The organism is Dokdonia sp. Asnod1-B02, from assembly GCF_045063955.1.
Classification (GTDB): domain Bacteria; phylum Bacteroidota; class Bacteroidia; order Flavobacteriales; family Flavobacteriaceae; genus Dokdonia.
Window position 1 is genome coordinate 1,088,202 of sequence record NZ_JBEFNW010000002.1, and the last position, 13,934, is coordinate 1,102,135.

Below are 13,934 nucleotides of genomic sequence, written 5' to 3' on the forward strand. Positions count from 1 at the left end.
ACTGCAATATATATTATTTTGTAGAAATCCGTAGTATTAAGTCAACTATTCTGCTAGAATATCCCATTTCGTTATCATACCAGCCTATAATTTTTACCATCTTACCTATTACAGATGTCATTTGTGAATCAAAAGTGCATGAATAAGGATTTCCTACAATGTCTATTGATACGATAGGGTCTTCCGTATACGATACAATACCTTTAAATCTTCCTAACGATGCTTTGCGCATAGCGTCATTAATTTCGTCAATTGAGGTGTCTCTTTTTACATTAAATGTAATATCCGTGAGAGATCCATTTGGAACGGGTACGCGTATTCCACAACCACCTATTACATCAGAGAGATGAGGGAAAATGCCTGTTAAAGCTTTTGCTGCTCCAGTAGTAGTAGGTACAATACTTTGTCCTGCCGCTCTGGCTCTTCTTAAATCTCGATGCGGTTGGTCATGTAAGCTCTGATCTGTAGTGTAAGAGTGTATTGTAGTTATGTATGCTTGCTCCACACCACACAGTTCGTCTATAATTTGCACCATGGGTGCGGCATTGTTTGTAGTACACGATGCGTTTGAAATAATAGTATCGCTATCTTTTATTTCATGATCATTTACTCCCATAACAATCATGGGTATATCTTCATCAAGTGGCGGCACACTTAAAATCACTTTAGCTGCGCCGGCACTTATATGTTTTTCAAGATCTTTTCTAGTTTTAAACTTGCCTGTACTTTCTATAACAATATCTGGAGATGTAATATTCCAAGGGATATTGCTTATCTCACTCTCATTATATAGCGGGATAGTTTTACCGTCAATAATTATAGTATGCTCACTATGTGACACCTCTTTTTTAAGAACACCTTGAATACTGTCGTATTTAAGAAGGTGTGATAAAGTGCGGGCATCTGCTAGATCATTAATTGCGACTACTTCCATTGCTGGATGCTCTTCAATAAGTCTAAACACAGTGCGACCTATGCGGCCAAAACCGTTGATAGCAATCTTAAGTGTAGTCATTCTTTTATGTAAGGTGTTTCTGTGCTTTGTAAGAAGAGCGCACGAGTGCACCACTTTCTACATGACGGAATCCCATTTCTAAACCTATCTTCTCATACTTCTGAAACTGATCTGGAGTGATAAATTGTTTTACAGGAAGATGTTTTTTTGATGGCTGTAAGTACTGACCTATTGTTACGATATCTAGATTTACAGATCGTAAATCTTTCAGTGTCTGGATTACTTCTTCTTCAGTTTCACCTAAACCTAGCATGATACCAGACTTTGTACGCTTAATTCCGCTGTCTTTTAAATATTTTAAAATACCAAGACTACGTTCATATTTTGCTTGTATACGTACTTCGCGAGTAAGACGTTTTACAGTTTCCATGTTGTGAGACACCACTTCTGGTGCTACAGCTACAATACGATCCAGTAAATCTTCTCTACCTTGGAAATCAGGAATAAGAGTTTCTAGCGTTGTATTTGGGTTCATGCGGCGTATAGCCTGTACAGTTTCTGCCCAGATTATAGTTCCCATATCCTTAAGGTCATCGCGATCTACAGAAGTAATTACAGCATGTTTGATGTCCATTAATTTAATAGATCGAGCTACTTTTTCTGGTTCTTCCCAGTCTACTTGCTCTGGACGACCTGTTTTTACACCGCAAAATCCACAAGATCGTGTACAGGTGTTCCCGAGAATCATAAATGTCGCTGTACCTTCACTCCAGCATTCACCCATGTTTGGGCAACTTCCAGAGGTGCATATCGTATTAAGACTGTATTTGTCTACTAGATTACGTAGGTCTTTATATTTCTTACCAGTAGGCAGTTTTACACGAAGCCATTTTGGCTTTGCGACGCGCTCTGGCTTAGTAATAGTGAGTTCTTCTTGCATAGCATTTTTTATAGCGTTACAAAGATACTAAATAATGAATTGTGGGTTGTTACGCTTTCGCGAAAGCGTACTCTTAATATAATAATTGAAGTTCCTTGAGATCGTACTCATTTACAATATCATTTTCTTCTTGAAGAAGTAGTTTTCCAGACTCTGAAACACCTTTTATTATTCCAACAAACTGACGCCCACCTGCCGAAATAAATGTAGCAGGTTTATCTTTTTTAAATAAGTGAGCTTCATAGTCATTTTTGATGGTGTTGAATTCTCCTTTGAGAAGTAGGTCAACATAGTGATGAAATCTCTTGAGTAGTAGCGATAAAATTTCTTCTAACTCAAAGTGAATCCCAGTTCTAGATTTTATAGAGGTGGCGCGAGGTACATTATTCCACTGTGTCTGATTTACATTAAGTCCTACGCCTAAAATCATTGCGTCAAGTTGCCCGCCTTTTATGACACTCTCTATAAGTATGCCGCATATTTTGTCGTTATCTGTCAATATGTCGTTAGGCCATTTAACACGAACATTTTTTATGAGAAGTTTAGATAAAACATCTTTAACGGCGAGAGAAGCTGCCATAAGAGCATAAAATTGCTCGTTGATGGTAATTCGCTTTACTTTTCTAAAAACGCTGAATGTTAGGTTTTTACCGCTTTCAGTTTGCCACTGAGTACCCATCTGTCCACGTCCGGCAGTTTGTTCTAGAGCCCAAACTACGATGTCTTCCTCTGCGTTTTCTTCTTTTGAAATACGTTTGAGGTAATCGTTTGTTGAGTCAATGGTATGAAGTTTGTCTATGCGCATATGTAAAACACCCAGTCTAAACTTGTGTTAAGACCGCAGAGTAATGTAAATTTGTAATAACTTTGTGTAAATTAAAGAATTTAATGGTAAATAAGGAAAAGAATACAGATCAATTAATTGCTAAGATTGTCGAGGGAATTGAAGATGTGAAGGGACAGAATATTGATATACTGGATCTTAGAGATATAGAAAATACGGTTTGTGATTATTTTATCATATGTGATGGAACATCAAACACTCAAGTGGGAGCTATCGTAAGTTCTATCCAAAAGACTGCTAGTAAAGCTCTGCAAGAAAAAGCATGGCATATCGAGGGTATGGAAAATCAAGAATGGGTACTTATGGACTACGTAAATGTAGTGGTGCACGTTTTTCAAAAGCACATACGTGAATTCTATGATATAGAAAGTCTTTGGGGTGATGCAAAGATTACTACGATCCCATCAGATTATTAAAAAAAAAGATTAAATGGCTAAAGAAGAAAAGAATGCAGGCGGTACTCCGCCTAATAAACCTAAGTTTAGTTCTTACTGGATATACGGTTTAATTGTTATAATATTTATTGCAATCAGTATGCTTACTGGTAGTTCTGGGTTAGGTGAAGCACAGAAAACTTCTCTTTACCAATTTGAAGAATACCTAGAGGCTGGTGATGTTGCTCGTGTAGAGATCGTAAATAAAAACTCTGTAAAGGTTTATCTTACTAAAGAAGCCGAAGCAAAAGAAGTCCACAATAAAGGACGAGCTACAGGTTTTTTAAAACCATCTGCCGGTGCTCCAGATTATCGTTTTGAGATAGGAGATTTACAGAATTTTGAAAATGATATCAACACAACGATTGATGAAAACAACCTAGACACTAGAGTTTCTTATGAGACGGAAGGTGATATGTGGGGGCTTGTTGCTAGTTTTCTTCCTTTCATACTTATCATAGGACTTTGGATTTTTATCATGAGACGTATGTCTTCTGGTGGAGGAGGAGGTCCTGGAGGTCAGATTTTTAACATAGGTAAGTCAAAGGCTAAATTATTTGACGAGAAAACCGATGTTAAGACTACATTTAAAGACGTAGCAGGACTTGAAGGAGCAAAAGAAGAAATACAAGAGATTGTAGATTTCTTGAAGAACCCAGAGAAGTATACAAGTTTAGGAGGTAAGATTCCTAAAGGAGCGTTACTAGTAGGGCAACCAGGTACTGGTAAAACATTACTAGCAAAGGCAGTTGCTGGGGAAGCAAAGGTTCCTTTCTTCTCATTATCAGGATCAGACTTTGTGGAGATGTTTGTAGGTGTGGGTGCCTCACGTGTACGTGATTTGTTCAAACAAGCAAAAGAAAAATCTCCAGCTATAATATTTATAGATGAGATTGATGCAATAGGTCGTGCTCGTGGAAAAAATAACTTTTCTGGAGGTAATGATGAGCGTGAGAATACACTTAACCAACTTCTAACAGAGATGGATGGTTTTGGCACTAATACAAACGTAATTGTGCTTGCTGCTACAAACAGAGCAGACGTTCTTGATAAGGCTTTAATGCGTGCTGGTCGTTTTGATCGCCAGATTTATGTGGATCTTCCAGATGTACGTGAGCGTAAAGAGATTTTTGAAGTTCACCTTCGTCCTTTAAAAAAGGTAGATGATGAGCTTGATGTGGATTTCCTTGCAAAGCAAACTCCAGGTTTCTCTGGAGCAGATATTGCAAACATGTGTAACGAAGCTGCACTTATTGCTGCTCGTAAAGGAAGTAAAGCAGTAGGTAAACAAGATTTCTTAGATGCGGTAGATCGTATTGTAGGAGGACTTGAGAAGAAAAATAAAATTATCACACCAGATGAGAAGCGTGCAATTGCTTTTCATGAAGCTGGACACGCTACAGTGAGCTGGATGCTTGAGCATGCTGCGCCACTTGTAAAAGTGACTATTGTTCCTCGTGGGCAATCTTTAGGAGCTGCATGGTATTTACCAGAAGAGAGGCTCATCGTACGTCCGGAACAAATGCTAGACGAAATGTGTGCTGCCTTAGGAGGTAGAGCAGCAGAAAAGGTAATCTTTAACAAGATATCTACTGGGGCTTTAAGTGATCTTGAGAAAGTAACTAAGCAGGCTAGAATGATGGTCACTGTTTATGGATTAAATGATAAAGTAGGTAACCTTACTTATTATGATTCTACAGGCCAATCAGATAGTAGCTTTACAAAGCCTTATAGTGAGCAGACAGCAGAAATAATTGATAAAGAAATCTCTAATATTATAGAGGGGCAATATCAAAGAGCTATCGATTTACTTACTAAAGAGAAAGAAAAGCTTACCCAACTAGCAGAATATCTTCTTGATAAAGAAGTGATTTTTAAAGATAACCTAGAGGAAATCTTTGGGAAACGTGCTTTTGGAAATGTCGAAATCGAAGAAGCTTCTGAAGATTCTGAAACAAAGCCACTAGTCTAGTTTTAGACTAAGCTATTAAGGGATAGACCCTCAAAAAATCTTGATTGTACCTAAGGTTCAGTCAAGATTTTTTATATTTGAAAAATACACCAAGCGTTGAGCAAATCTATTGATGAGTCTTTTTAGAAAAATCTTTGGAAATACATCTAAGTCAGATAGCCCCCATAGCGATAAAGAAGGTGAAGTGCGCAGTAAATACATGCCGGATATTAATACTCCAGCAGACGAGCGTTTCACAAAAAACTTTATCATAAATGGAGGGCGATTTTTGTATGCTCTTAATCAAGATGAGATTCATGAGAATTTTGATAACATCTTATTAGAAAACGATTGGTACGAAGAGCATGTGTTTTGTACAGATGATAACCTCAAAGAGATCTTTAAAGGTTATAATCTTACATTTGGAACAAATGGAGAAGCTCCTTTCTTTTTGACTACCTGTGAGAGCCTCGTAGCAAATGATGGATCTTTATTAGTGTGTTCTAAGCAACTAAAAGAATTAAAGCTAAACGATTTGCCTGAGAATATTATTGTTTTTGGGACTACAAGTCAAATAGTAAACACAATAGGAGAGGGATTAAGACTCATAAAAAATAGAAATTCTGGAAGTATACCCACTAACATTACTACTATTAAGAATTTTGAGTCAAAAGAAGATGATAAGGATTTTATGACCTATGGAAGTAGTACCAAGAATCTTTACCTGTTATTGCTAGAAGACCTTTAATATGCGTGAAATAATAATTAGAGGGCTGTCTGGATTGCTCTATGTGACCTTGTTGTTGCTTGCTATTTTTTCATTAGAAACTACTTATCTAATAGTGTTTCTAGGTCTAGGAGTGGTAGTCTTATATGAGTTTCTTAAACTCATTGAGATAAAATCATTGCTTTCTTATGTTTTACTACTTGTTTGTGTAACTGTTTTATGTTATCTAAAGTTAGATAGAAGTTTTACTCTCATATTTTTAGCGCTCACAATTACAGTAAACCTTTATCTCATTAAAAATCTTATTAGGCCTTCGGAGCGATATATTACAGTTGCTCAAAAGTATGCTTATACCATATTTTATATCATAGGAGGTGTAGTGTTCACTATACTTCTGCCATCATACAAAGGAGAATATACCTCTTTACTTGTAGCAAGCGTATTTGCTCTTATATGGATTAATGATACCTTTGCATTTATAGTAGGTAAAAGTATAGGTAAGCACAAGCTGCTAGAACGTATCTCTCCTAACAAGACTGTCGAAGGTTTTGTGGGTGGATTAGTATTCTGTTGTTTGGCTAGTTTGTTATTTTACTTTTTTACAGATCTTCTTAGTCTTCAGCTTTGGTTAACGATAGCGATTGTTACTTCTGTTTTTGGAACTTTGGGAGATCTTATTCAATCACAGCTCAAGCGTCAAGCTGGAGTAAAAGACAGTGGGCGCATCATGCCAGGACACGGTGGATTATATGATCGACTAGATAGTATCATATTTGCAGCACCATTTTTATACTTATTTTTAATTGTACTTGACTATGTTCCATAAAGAAGGATATAAAATTATAGTAATATCACTCGTTATCTTTACGGGACTTATATTGGTTGCTAATAGATTTTTAGATAAAAACTGGTTGTTTTATTTAATAGCTATCGTATTAGGTGTGCTATTATATCTAGTGCTCCAGTTTTTTAGAAATCCTGAGCGCACTGCTCCTCATGATGCAAATGTACTTACATCACCAGTAGATGGTAAAGTAGTTGTAATTGAAGAGGTGTATGAGGCAGAGTATTTTAAAGATAAGCGTCTTCAAGTTTCTGTGTTTATGTCGCCACTTAATGTGCACGTAACACGTTATCCAGGAGGAGGACGTATTGCTTACAGTAAGTATCATCCGGGTAAATACTTGGTAGCTTGGCACCCTAAATCAAGTACTGAGAACGAGCGTACAACTGTTGTTGTGACTACAGATAAGTTTGGAGATGTATTATATCGTCAGATTGCTGGTGCCCTTGCTAAGCGTATTATCAATTATGCAGAAGAAGGCCAGATGGTAGTACAAGGAGATGATAGCGGTTTTATACGTTTTGGTTCTCGTGTAGATTTATATCTACCTATAGGAACAAAGCTCGATGTAAAGCTTAATGATGTTGTAAAAGGAGCGCAATCGATAATAGCATCAATATAATGGATAAGAAGGTACTTCAAGAAAAATTTGAAGAAGCCCTCCGTAAGGTCAGTAATGCTAAGCAGGAATTTCCGCCTGACGTATTACTGCAGTTTTACGCGCTTTACAAACAGGCTACTCAAAAGAATACATTTAGTCACAACGAAGGAGAGCACGAGCTTGTAAGTGCCTTTAAGATTAATGCATTACTACAAGTTAAATCAATGACTGCGCGAGAGGCAAAAGAAGCGTATATCGAAGCTGCAGATAAATATTTGTAAAAACAATTTATTAGATTATATAAAATAGCAAAGGCGCAGATATCATCTGCGCCTTTGTTGTTATAATAGGTATTTGAAAGTCTATGTCAAACTAGCAAGACGTTTTTCTAAAGCCTCAATTTTTGCTTCGGCATCTGCCATCTTTTGCTTTTCGATCTCAACCACCTTTTCTGGTGCGTTGCTTACAAAGCGTTCGTTTGATAGTTTTTTAGAAACAGATATAAGGAAGCCTTTCGTGTATTTGAGTTCTTCCTCAACTTTTGCAACTTCGGCCTCTACATCAATAGCGCCTGCAAGTGGTATGAAGTACTCATTAGATTTTACTCTAAAGGATAATGCTCCGTCTAGTGGCGCTTTTGCAAAAGCGATCTCACTCACATTACCTAACTTCGAGATGATGCCATCATAGTCTGATGATGCTTTCTCATTGCTTAAAAGATGTAATTCTATTTGATCTTTAAAAGCTATGTTCTTACTTTTTCTTATCGTTCTTATTCCTGAAACAACTTGTGTAGCATAGTCAAAATCTGCAATGATTTGCTCGTTTACTTCGCCTCCCTCTGGCCATTTATTAATAATTAGCGCTTCTTCTGGAGTACGTGTGGCGATTGTCTGCCAGATCTCTTCAGATGCAAAAGGAATAAATGGGTGAAGGATACGTAGGTTGTTTTCAAATGCTGCAATTACCGCATCATAAGTTTTACGATCAATAGGCTGCTGGTATGCTGGCTTTATAATTTCTAGTAACCAACCACAGAAGTCATTCCATACAAGTTTGTAACTAGCCATCAAAGCGTCAGAAATTCTATATTTTGAGAAGTGATCTTCTATCTCAATAAGAGTCTGGTTAAAACGGTTAGTGTACCACTCTAGACCTTGTGCACTGTGTGCAGGTTGTGGTATGGTCTCATCAATCTCCCAACCTTGTATAAGGCTAAAGGCACTTAAGTTTTTCTTGATGAATCCTTTTCCTTGTTTAAGTAGATCTTCATCAAACATAAGGTCGTTACCAGCGGCACTACTCAATAATAGTCCTACACGTACACCATCTGCTCCGTACTCTTTTATGAGCTCTAGCGCATCTGGTGAGTTACCTAATGATTTAGACATCTTACGACGCTGCTTGTCTCTTACAAGTCCTGTGAGGTATACATTTTGGAAAGGTCTTTTATCTGTATACTCATATCCAGCTATGATCATACGCGCTACCCAGAAAAATAAAATATCTGGACCCGTTACAAGATCATTAGTAGGGTAGTAGTAGTTAAACTCTTCATTGTCTGGATTGCGCACTCCGTCAAAAACACTCATAGGCCATAACCAAGAGCTGAACCAAGTGTCCATAGCATCTTCGTCTTGACGTAAGTCTGTTGCAGTGAGGGAATCGTTTCCGGTGCGCTTTCGCGAAAGCGTAACAGCCTCCTCCATACTTTCTGCTACCACAAAATCCTCTTTGCCATCTCCATAGAAATAAGCAGGAATTTGCTGTCCCCACCATAATTGGCGAGAGATATTCCAGTCACGTATGTTCTCCATCCAGTGACGGTAGGTGTTTTCAAATTTCTTAGGAAATAACTTTACCTCGCCAGTTTCAAGCACAGCTTTTATGGCAGGTTTTACAAGCTCTTCCATTTTAAGGAACCACTGGTCAGATAGTCTAGGCTCAATTACGGCCTTTGTACGCTCAGATGTTCCCACTTTATTAATGTGGTTCTCTGTTTTTACTAGAGCGCCTATTTCTTCAAGTTCTTTTTTGATATTCTTACGACATTCAAAACGATCTTGACCTTCATAATGAAGTCCAAAACTATTAAGAGAAGCGTCATCATTAAATATGTCTATTACTTCTAGCTTATGTTTATCGCCCAGTATTTTGTCATTCTCGTCGTGTGCAGGAGTAACCTTTAGGCATCCTGTTCCAAACTCAAGATCTACATACTCATCTTCTATAATAGGAATCACACGGCCGCTTATAGGTACAATCGCTTTCTTTCCTTTAAGATGCGTAAAGCGTTCATCTGTAGGGTTGATGCATATAGCCGTATCGCCAAAAATAGTTTCTGGACGTGTAGTGGCAATCGTTAACGTTTCATCAGAGCCTTCTAGTTTGTAGTTAAGGTAGTATAGAAGTCCTTGACGTTCTTCGTGTATTACTTCCTCGTCAGAAAGTGTAGTTTTTGCTTCTGGATCCCAGTTTACCATGCGGTAACCGCGATATATAAGTCCTTTATTATAAAGATCTACAAAAGTTTTTATAACAGACTCAGACATTGCTGGGTCCATTGTAAATGCGGTGCGTTCCCAGTCACATGAAGCTCCTAGCTTTTTGAGCTGATCGAGGATTACACCACCATACTCTTCTTTCCACTCCCATGCATGCGCAAGAAACTCCTCACGAGTAAGATCAGATTTTTTTATCCCTTGTTCTTTAAGACGTGCAACTACCTTTGCCTCTGTAGCAATAGAAGCGTGATCTGTTCCAGGTACCCAGCAAGCATTTTTTCCTAACAATCGAGCGCGACGTACTAAAACATCTTGAATCGTATTGTTAAGCATATGTCCCATGTGTAAGACTCCAGTAACGTTAGGAGGCGGTATCACAATGGTATACGGTTCTCTATCGTCTGGTGTAGAATGGAAGTAATTATGTTCCATCCAGTAGCTGTACCACTTGTCTTCTACTTGGGTAGAATCATATTTTGATGCTATACTCATAGTTTGGTCTGATTATTGTCTTAAAGTAAGCAAAAGTAGGGATAACAGTAGGATTATTGTGTAGACAAAGTGCTATTTTTGGCACACATATACAGTAGCGCACCATGTTAATGTTAATATCATTCTTGGCAGGTGTTTAATTTGTAGTTACATTTGGAATCCCTCAAATATTGAAAATTATGAAAAAGGTACTATTTTTATTTGTCGCTATGCTTCTAGTAGTAAGCGTTCAAGCACAAGAGAAAAAAGCTGTAATCACTTTTGATTCAGAAGTTGTAGATTATGGTGAAGTAGATTATGGTGCAGACGGTGTACGTAAGTTTACTTTTACAAATACTGGAAACGACGTACTTATTGTTGCTCGTGTATACTCTACATGTGGATGTACAATACCTAAGAAACCAGAAAATCCTATTCAACCAGGAGAAAAAGGAGAAATAGAGGTAAAGTATGACACTAAGCGTCCGGGACCAATTAGAAAGACAATAACAGTTTATTCTAATGCTTCAGAAGTGCCACAAAGTCTTAAAATAAAAGGACTGGTAAAGCCAGAAGCTGGTCAATAATTAGGTCACATAAATCGTATTAAAGACTGCCGTAATGGCGGTCTTTTTTTATGCGCTTTCGCGAAAGCAAAATACCCTTGCACACGCTTTAAAAACACCAATAAATTCCGCATTTTTGTATAAAGAAAAATACATTATGCCAGCAATATCAAAGAAGGGGCTAGCAATGCCTCAATCACCTATACGTAAACTCGTACCATTTGCCGATGCGGCCAAAGCTCGAGGAATAAAAATTCACCAACTTAACATTGGTCAGCCAGATATCAAAACGCCACAAGTAGCGCTTGATGCGGTAAAAAATAATGATCTTGAGGTGCTTGCTTATAGTCATAGTGCAGGATTTCAATCTTATAGAGATAAACTTGCTTCTTATTACAGTAATCACGGTATTGATGTGACCTCAGAAGAGATAATCATTTCTACAGGAGGTTCTGAAGCATTATTGTTTGCAATGGGAAGTGTAACAGATCCAGGTGATGAAATTATCATTCCAGAGCCTTTCTATGCAAACTACAACGGATTTGCAACTGCAAGTGGCGTGACGGTAGTTCCTGTTATATCTACATTAGAAGAAGGATTTGCATTGCCTCCTATTTCAGATTTTGAAAAACTGATATCAGACAAGACAAAGGCAATCGTTATTTGTAATCCTGGGAATCCAACAGGGTATTTATATTCTCAAGAAGAAATACGCCAACTAGCAGAGCTAGTTAAAAAGCATGATCTATTTCTTATTGCAGACGAGGTGTATCGTGAGTTTGCTTATGATGGTCACCAGCATCACTCAGTGATGAAAGAGCGAGATATAGATAATCATGCAATCATGATAGATTCTGTGTCAAAGCGTTTTTCTATGTGTGGAGCTCGTATAGGGTGTATCGTAAGTCGCAACAAAGAACTTATGAGTACGGCTATGAAGTTTGCACAAGCACGTTTGAGTCCTCCTACATTTGCACAAATAGCATCTGAGGCAGCATTAGATACTCCGCAAAGTTATTTTGACGATGTGATTGAAGAGTATGTGTCTCGTAGAGATATTCTTGTAGCGGGACTAGAAGCTATACCGGGAGTAAAAGTAGCAAAGCCTAAAGGAGCATTTTACTGTATTGCAGAGCTTCCAATAAAAAATGCAGATGCTTTTGCCCAGTGGTTACTAGAGTCTTTTGACTTGGATGGAAGAACAATAATGGTAGCTCCAGCAGCTGGATTTTACAGTAGTGAAAACGTAGGTCTTAACCAAGTACGTATCGCTTATGTGCTAGAAGAAAACCACTTAAAAGATGCTGTGGCTATTTTAAAAGTTGCTCTAGAGCAATATCAAGATTAATAATGGAGGTACTAGAAAACGTATCACTTAAGAAGTATAATACCTTTGGTATAGATGTAAACGCTCGCTATTTTGCGAGCGTTTCTTCTATTGATGTCTTAAAAGAATTGCTTGTAGATGAGACATATCCTAATCCTTTTATAATAGGGGGAGGGAGTAATATGCTTCTCACTAAAGATGTCGATAGGCTAGTGATTCATTGTGACCTTAAGAGTATTGAAGTAGTAAATGATACATTTACTGAAGATGAGATCTTGCTTAAGGTAGCTGGAGGAGAAAACTGGCACGAGTTTGTATTGTACTGTGTAAATAACGACCTAGGAGGTGTTGAAAATCTATCTTTTATCCCAGGTAATGTGGGAACATCACCTATTCAAAATATAGGTGCTTATGGAGTAGAATTAAAAGATACTTTTTACTCATGTGAGGCAGTGCATAGAGCTACACAACAAGAGCGTGTTTTTACACTTGAAGATTGTGCTTTTGGATATAGAGATTCTGTGTTTAAAAATGAGCTCAAAGATCAATATGTAATTACGTCGGTGACTTTTAAACTCACAAAGAAGAATCATAAAATTAATACAGAGTACGGCGCTATTTATGACACGCTTAAAGCGAAAGAAATAACAAACCCAACCTTAGTAGATATCTCAAACGCGGTTATAGAGATACGCCAGTCTAAGTTGCCAGATCCTAAAAAGATAGGAAATAGCGGATCATTTTTTAAAAACCCAGTAATCTCTCAAGCTCAGTTTACTGAACTCAGAAAAGAGCATGCCGAAATACCTTTTTATCCGATAGGTAATGAGCAAATTAAAGTTCCAGCAGGATGGCTTATTGAACAAGCAGGTTTTAAAGGAAAAAGATTTGGAGATGCGGGTGTGCATGACAAGCAAGCGCTTGTGTTAGTTAATCATGGGAATGCAACAGGAGCAGAAGTCTGGGGAGTTGCTATGAAAATTCAAGCAGCCGTAAATGAAATGTTTGGAATAAAGATTGTTCCAGAGGTGAATGTGATTTAAGGTCAAAAGAATTAGATAACAATATAATTTTTCGAATAAAGAAAGAGTAGCCCGTTAGCTGCTCTTTTTCTATTTCTATCTTTTTGTGATTTGTACCTTTTTCGCGAAAGCGTAAAAAAAGCTCCACTCGCATAGGGCTCTCTCAACTAAACTTGACTTAAGTTAATTCTAATTAATAGGTATCATTACCTCGTCAATCACGTGGACGATACCGTTAGATCCTTTTAAATCTGTAGCAGTGATTGTTGCAATATTCCCTGAGCTGTCTGTGAGTATTACATTGCCATCTTTAATAGAGGTTGTGAGAATATTGCCAGCAACGGTTGTCATTTTAAAGGTGCCGTCTCCTATCTTTATTTGGTCAACAATGTTATTTGCGGTCAAATAAGCTGGTATTACGTGATAGGTAAGCGTAGTGGATAGTATAGCTTTATTTTCTGGTTGTAAGAGGAATTGTAGTTTTCCTTGTTCAAGTTTGTCAAATGCTTCATTGGTAGGTGCAAATATGGTATATGGACCTTTTTCTTTAAGGGTGGAAACAAGATTTGCAGCTTTTATTGTTGCAGTAAATGTTGTGTGATTTTCAGAATGTAAGATGATGTCTACTATGTCCGATTGTGCATAACTGCTCAATGAAAAGAATGAAATTACTGCAATTAAAATTATATTTTTGAGTTTCATAATAATACGTTGTTTACAGAGTTTATAGTAAAATCTTTTCCTTTCT

14 protein-coding genes are annotated in these 13,934 nt (G+C 37.5%); 9 read left to right on the forward strand and 5 right to left on the reverse strand.

The window, feature by feature from the left end:
* Window positions 1–13: 13 nt before the first annotated feature.
* The 3 genes from gap to ACJJVU_RS04910 all read right to left on the reverse strand — a co-directional run bounded on the left by gap (window position 14) and on the right by ACJJVU_RS04910 (window position 2,700).
* Window positions 14–1,015: a type I glyceraldehyde-3-phosphate dehydrogenase gene (gene gap, locus ACJJVU_RS04900; RefSeq protein WP_339850030.1), complete on the reverse strand. Its 1,002-nt coding sequence runs from the start codon at window positions 1,013–1,015 to the stop codon at window positions 14–16.
* 4 nt (window positions 1,016–1,019) lie between these two features.
* A complete protein-coding gene (gene lipA / locus ACJJVU_RS04905; RefSeq protein ID WP_108876921.1) occupies window positions 1,020–1,895 on the reverse strand; it encodes a lipoyl synthase in 876 nt (291 codons plus the stop codon).
* Window positions 1,896–1,968: 73 nt separating this feature from the next.
* Window positions 1,969–2,700: a biotin--[acetyl-CoA-carboxylase] ligase gene (locus tag ACJJVU_RS04910; RefSeq protein WP_379952727.1), complete on the reverse strand. Its 732-nt coding sequence runs from the start codon at window positions 2,698–2,700 to the stop codon at window positions 1,969–1,971.
* An 83-nt stretch (window positions 2,701–2,783) separates the two neighbouring features.
* On the opposite strand from ACJJVU_RS04910, the gene rsfS reads away from it, so the two are divergent.
* From rsfS to ACJJVU_RS04940, 6 genes are all read left to right on the forward strand, one after another.
* Entirely contained in the window at window positions 2,784–3,155 is a 372-nt protein-coding gene (gene rsfS, locus ACJJVU_RS04915; RefSeq protein ID WP_108876919.1) for a ribosome silencing factor, read from the forward strand.
* 13 nt (window positions 3,156–3,168) lie between these two features.
* Complete coding sequence (gene ftsH / locus ACJJVU_RS04920; RefSeq protein ID WP_298329034.1) at window positions 3,169–5,145, forward strand: ATP-dependent zinc metalloprotease FtsH; 1,977 nt, start codon at window positions 3,169–3,171, stop codon at window positions 5,143–5,145.
* A gap of 112 nt (window positions 5,146–5,257) precedes the next feature.
* Window positions 5,258–5,872, forward strand: coding sequence for an LUD domain-containing protein (locus ACJJVU_RS04925; RefSeq protein WP_379952726.1), 615 nt, complete (start codon window positions 5,258–5,260; stop codon window positions 5,870–5,872).
* Between the two features lies 1 nt (window position 5,873).
* The gene (locus tag ACJJVU_RS04930; protein ID WP_405222897.1) at window positions 5,874–6,677 is read left to right on the forward strand and encodes a phosphatidate cytidylyltransferase; all 804 of its coding nucleotides are present in this window, start codon (window positions 5,874–5,876) and stop codon (window positions 6,675–6,677) included.
* The gene (locus ACJJVU_RS04935; RefSeq protein WP_339850014.1) at window positions 6,667–7,317 is read left to right on the forward strand and encodes a phosphatidylserine decarboxylase family protein; all 651 of its coding nucleotides are present in this window, start codon (window positions 6,667–6,669) and stop codon (window positions 7,315–7,317) included. The genes ACJJVU_RS04930 and ACJJVU_RS04935 overlap by 11 nt, the downstream gene beginning before the upstream one ends.
* On the forward strand, window positions 7,317–7,577 hold the full coding sequence (locus tag ACJJVU_RS04940) for an acyl-CoA-binding protein (protein ID WP_298329022.1): 261 nt from the start codon (window positions 7,317–7,319) through the stop codon (window positions 7,575–7,577). The genes ACJJVU_RS04935 and ACJJVU_RS04940 overlap by 1 nt, the downstream gene beginning before the upstream one ends.
* Before the next feature lie 81 nt (window positions 7,578–7,658).
* Here ACJJVU_RS04940 and ACJJVU_RS04945 read toward each other — a convergent pair whose 3' ends face one another.
* The gene (locus tag ACJJVU_RS04945) at window positions 7,659–10,292 is read right to left on the reverse strand and encodes a valine--tRNA ligase (protein WP_405222901.1); all 2,634 of its coding nucleotides are present in this window, start codon (window positions 10,290–10,292) and stop codon (window positions 7,659–7,661) included.
* A gap of 179 nt (window positions 10,293–10,471) precedes the next feature.
* On the opposite strand from ACJJVU_RS04945, the gene ACJJVU_RS04950 reads away from it, so the two are divergent.
* The 3 genes from ACJJVU_RS04950 (at window position 10,472) to murB (ending at window position 13,207) form a co-directional block, all read left to right on the forward strand.
* Window positions 10,472–10,858 (forward strand): DUF1573 domain-containing protein, encoded by a 387-nt coding sequence (locus tag ACJJVU_RS04950; protein WP_405222904.1) that lies wholly within the window; start codon window positions 10,472–10,474, stop codon window positions 10,856–10,858.
* 136 nt (window positions 10,859–10,994) lie between these two features.
* The gene (locus ACJJVU_RS04955; protein ID WP_405227471.1) at window positions 10,995–12,185 is read left to right on the forward strand and encodes a pyridoxal phosphate-dependent aminotransferase; all 1,191 of its coding nucleotides are present in this window, start codon (window positions 10,995–10,997) and stop codon (window positions 12,183–12,185) included.
* 2 nt (window positions 12,186–12,187) lie between these two features.
* Window positions 12,188–13,207 carry a UDP-N-acetylmuramate dehydrogenase gene (gene murB, locus ACJJVU_RS04960; RefSeq protein WP_405222907.1) on the forward strand — a complete coding sequence of 340 codons (1,020 nt, stop codon included), beginning with the start codon at window positions 12,188–12,190 and terminating at the stop codon, window positions 13,205–13,207.
* Between the two features lie 168 nt (window positions 13,208–13,375).
* Here murB and ACJJVU_RS04965 read toward each other — a convergent pair whose 3' ends face one another.
* A complete protein-coding gene (locus ACJJVU_RS04965; RefSeq protein WP_405222910.1) occupies window positions 13,376–13,888 on the reverse strand; it encodes a fasciclin domain-containing protein in 513 nt (170 codons plus the stop codon).
* Window positions 13,889–13,934 lie beyond the last annotated feature (46 nt).